The sequence below is a fragment of the Lonsdalea britannica genome (genome assembly GCF_946477055.1).
Taxonomy (GTDB): Bacteria; Pseudomonadota; Gammaproteobacteria; order Enterobacterales; family Enterobacteriaceae; genus Lonsdalea; species Lonsdalea britannica_A.
This window is the reverse complement of sequence record NZ_CAMKXG010000285.1, coordinates 1-4,025: the sequence shown is the minus strand read 5'-3', so window position 1 is coordinate 4,025 and position 4,025 is coordinate 1. Positions and strand designations below refer to the sequence as shown.

The window sequence follows — 4,025 nt, the reverse complement described above, 5'->3', positions numbered from 1 at the left end:
GTTTTTAATATCGCGTTCTTCGGTTATATCAGCCCTATATCGGCGGTGAAAAATAAATCCAGCAAAATGCAAAATATTATGAATAGAATAAAAAGACGCATCCATGATGTGGCAATCCCGCCTCTTTATTTTAAACCGACCGAAAAAAACAATAATTCAGCCCATGAAATCGAACGGAAAAACACCATTTTTACTCACTGATCTTTATACACCACCCCGAGGTTACGATTGTTATCTTTGCGCGAGAAACGTTCACTGAGCCGTGGCCAAGAATATAATGTCGGATCAGAATAAAAAAACGAAGACAAGTCACCACAACGTATTCTGAGAGGATGAGGGATAACCGTGAGAACCTTAATCTCCGGGCCGCAGTAACTACCCCTATCGGCTCGCTCCCGGACGACGAATTCAAGCAACCCGATGATATTTTTTTCAGCTCCCGCTATAGTCATCCTGCTCCATAGGTCATCGAGGGTAATGACAATGACACCGGATGAAAAATCTTTGTTCAGACTCGCGGTTGGCGATGCCACCCCACTGCCCTCGTGCAGTTCGAAGGTACACCTTCAAAAATCACCGGCCTTGAAAGCCAAACAGGCCGTAGCAGAAAGCGAACCAACCAATTTCCTGATTAGCGGCTACATCGATGTGCTTCCGCTGGATGAACCCTTGATGCACACTCAGGATGGGATTCAGCGAGGTGTATTGGACAAACTGCGTCAGGGGAAATATTCGCTGGATGCCAGTCTGAATCTGATGAGAAAGCCCGTGGCCGTATGCCGCGACAACTTATTCGAGTTTATGCTGCAGGCGCAGCACGACCACCTGCGCAACCTGCTCCTCATTCACGGCAAAGGCCGCGATGACGACTCCCATGCCAATATCATTCGCAGCTATCTTGCCCGCTGGCTGCCTCAATTTGAGTCAGTGCAGGCGTTCTGCGTCGCACAGCCTGCTCATGGCGGTCACGGAGCTTGTTATGTCGCGTTGAAGAAATCAGCGCAGTCGCGTCAGGATAATTGGGAAAAGCATGCGAAACGCAGCCGGTAAAGCAAGGGAAACAGGATTGCCCTATTGTTCAGGGCAATCCTTTAGCCATTCAGTAACTGAAAGCGACAGAGCGATGACGACGACCAAGCTGGCCTTTCGCCAGGATCATCAAGGCCGTCAGGAAAGCCGGTAGCGCCAGAACGGCAAACATCATACCAAAGCTCCACTCCATACCCAGCACCTGCGCGCCTGCAAATGCGCTCATGATCGCGCCCATCCGCCCAACGCCATGCATCCATCCAGACCCTGTCGCACGCGCTGCCGTCGGGTAGAAACGTGCGGAAAGCGCATTCATGCCGGTATTCGCACCGTTAAGGCAAAAGCCGCTGATAAAGGCCAGTAAGGCAAGTAAAACAAAATAGGATTCCGATAGTCCGATCAGCGCCGTCGCCACTCCCCCCGCCGCATAAATAACGCCAAGCGCCAAATGCGGATTGATACGGTCCATCAGCCAACCGGCAAACAGCGAGCCGAAAGCGCCACCGGACTGATACAAGGCGGTAATGATCGTTGCCTGAGTGACTGTCATCCCGGCGTCTTTGATCACGGTAGGCAACCAGCTGCCTAACAAGTAGACCATAAACAACCCGAAGAAATAGCCGCCCCAGAGCATGAAACTGCCGAAACGGTACTCTTTAGACAGCACCAAACGTACGGCAAACGTCGCTTTTTTATCTTCTGCGGGCATCGCGAACTGAGTGCCGCGGTGGCTGACGCCAGGCGCAATTTTGTCGACGATGTGATGAATACGCTCGGGGTTCGCGCGCTTGGTCACCAGAAACCTGACAGACTCGGGCAGTTTCACTACCAAAAATGGCAGCAGCAACAGCGGTAGAATACCGCCCATCATGAGAACGGTATGCCATCCCCACTGGGGGATTAACCAGGAGGCAGCAAATCCGCCCGCTGCCGCGCCGACGCTAAACCCGCAAAAGACGATGGTAATGATGAACGAGCGCTTCCTTTCCGGCGCGTATTCCGCGACCAGCGTTCCGACGTTGGGCATGGCTGCGCCCAGTCCTAGCCCGGTCAGAAAACGGAAAATAATCAGATGTTCTACGTTTTCGGAGAACGCCGCCAACAGCGTCCACAGGCCGAACAGGAATACGCTGCTAATGATGACGACTTTGCGCCCACGCCAGTCCGCGAGCGGTCCCGAAATCATCGCCCCCAGAGCCAGTCCCACCAATGCCGCGCTGATGACCACCGCCAGCTCAGCGTTGCCAATTCCCCACGCAGCTTTGAGCGAAGGACCGATAAATCCCATGATGGCGATATCCATGCCATCCAATGCAATAATGCAGAATGAAAGGATGACAATCAGCTTTTGGTAGGAGCTGAGGGGACGTTCGTTGATGAGCTGACGAACGTCTAAGGGGGTGGAACCTGTCACGCTGACTCTCCAATAACTCTTCTGCGGGGCTGTTAACCAAGGCTTACACTGTAAACAATTATTTCCGACAGTAAAACAGCCCAACCATAATAAATTTGCTGTCCAAACGGATTCGTGACAGAGCGCGCGAATGATAGCCAACGCGCTCCGCCAATGAAAGTACGAAACCGACACCTGCTCTTTTTTACACCTTCGACAGCAAACATTAAAACTCATTTTGTGAAAGATTAAAACCACACCATCACGTCTAATTGCCTACCTAAAATCAATTAAATCACTAAAAATCAATAACATAAAAACAAGGCAAGCGCAAAAAGCAAATTCAAAAAACCATTCAAAAACATTATTTCCGAAATATGTTTGCAAATTCAAATAAAAGGTTTCACCATAAAGGTTATGTTGATGAGATGAATCTGTTTAAGGAGATACCACCATGATGCATTGCCCTTTATGCCACCATGCCGCCCATGCGCGTTCCAGCCGATATCTGTCGGATGGCGCCAAGGAGCGCTACCATCAGTGTACTAACGTCAATTGCGGGCACACCTTCGTCACACTGGAAGCCGTCACCCGTTCGATTATGGTGCCAGGCAAAGTGGATCCCGTAGAAGCTTCCGCTGATAACCCGCCGCCACCGCCTTAATCGCGGCTTTTTCCCTACCGAGTTAGGGGGAAATCTTCCCCCTGACACACCTTTTTCGCCCTATCCTCGCAGCCTTAGACCCGCAGCATCACGTTGCAAACTCAATCCTCTTCCCCCTTGAGTCACTTACTGTTATTGACGCCCGCCGGATGCTGCTTTTAGTATCAAATGACTTTTACTGATTTTCAGTCACTTGCACACACTGGTCTTGATACAGAACCAGGTCAGCATGCTGACGATTCCTGCCGCAGGAGAACAAGCTCAAAAATCAGCCGATAATTTCCCCTCGCCGTTAATGATTGTTCCGAGGTGTCATTTATGGATAAAAACTGTCTCGTCTTTTCATGGAGGTGTGAATGATTGACGCCGTTGAAACTCAGGCGTATCGCGCCAGCCTGCTGTATTTTACCGCCGACCCGCGGCACGATCCCGAAGAAGCCACCCACTTCATTGACGATGGTTTGTTGATTGTGCAGCACGGTAAGGTGCTCAATGCGCTGAATTATGCGGACGTCACCGCCGAAGAGCTGGCCACTATGACGGTAAGAGATTACCGAGGCCAGTTGATCATGCCCGGCTTCATCGATACCCACGTCCATTTCCCTCAAATTGAAATGATCGCCTCTTACGGGGAACAGCTGCTGGAATGGCTGAATACCTATACATTCCCGACCGAGCAAAAATACGCGGATGCCGACTATGCCCGCGAAATGGCTCATGTGTTTATCCGCGAACTCCTGCGACATGGCACCACCAGCGCGATGGTCTTCGCAACGGTGCATCCGCAGTCTGTCGATGCACTGTTCAGCGCGGCGGCAGATACATCGATGAGGCTGATTACCGGAAAAGTCATGATGGATCGTCACGCGCCCGAAGCGCTGTGCGATGACGTGCAACAAAGCTATCAGGACAGCCGTGCCCTGATACAAAAATGGCATC

General features: G+C 51.2%; 5 protein-coding genes. 4 read left to right on the top strand and 1 reads right to left on the bottom strand.

What is annotated here, in order from left to right:
* Nucleotides 1-201 (top strand): hypothetical protein (locus Q7O77_RS15285; protein WP_304169302.1); only part of this gene is annotated, 201 nt, incomplete at its 5' end.
* 282 nt (nucleotides 202-483) lie between these two features.
* Nucleotides 484-1,050 carry a DNA endonuclease SmrA gene (smrA, locus tag Q7O77_RS15280; protein WP_304169300.1) on the top strand — a complete coding sequence of 189 codons (567 nt, stop codon included), beginning with the start codon at nucleotides 484-486 and terminating at the stop codon, nucleotides 1,048-1,050.
* Between the two features lie 49 nt (nucleotides 1,051-1,099).
* Here the strand turns inward: smrA and Q7O77_RS15275 are convergent, their stop codons facing one another.
* Complete coding sequence (locus Q7O77_RS15275; protein WP_304169297.1) at nucleotides 1,100-2,443, bottom strand: MFS transporter; 1,344 nt, start codon at nucleotides 2,441-2,443, stop codon at nucleotides 1,100-1,102.
* A 433-nt stretch (nucleotides 2,444-2,876) separates the two neighbouring features.
* Here Q7O77_RS15275 and Q7O77_RS15270 point away from each other — a divergent pair, with 433 nt between their 5' ends.
* Together Q7O77_RS15270 and Q7O77_RS15265 are read left to right on the top strand one after the other, a co-directional pair.
* Nucleotides 2,877-3,086, top strand: a complete 210-nt coding sequence (locus tag Q7O77_RS15270; RefSeq protein ID WP_085651982.1) for an ogr/Delta-like zinc finger family protein — start codon at nucleotides 2,877-2,879, stop codon at nucleotides 3,084-3,086.
* 356 nt (nucleotides 3,087-3,442) lie between these two features.
* On the top strand, nucleotides 3,443-4,025 hold a 583-nt coding region (locus Q7O77_RS15265; protein ID WP_304169294.1), incomplete at its 3' end, for an amidohydrolase family protein.

Excerpts from the sequence above, each read along its gene's own strand:
- smrA (WP_304169300.1), top strand. The coding sequence starts at position 484 with ATGACACCGGATGAAAAATCTTTGTTCAGACTCGCGGTTGGCGATGCC.
- Q7O77_RS15270 (WP_085651982.1), top strand. The coding sequence starts at position 2,877 with ATGATGCATTGCCCTTTATGCCACCATGCCGCCCATGCGCGTTCCAGC.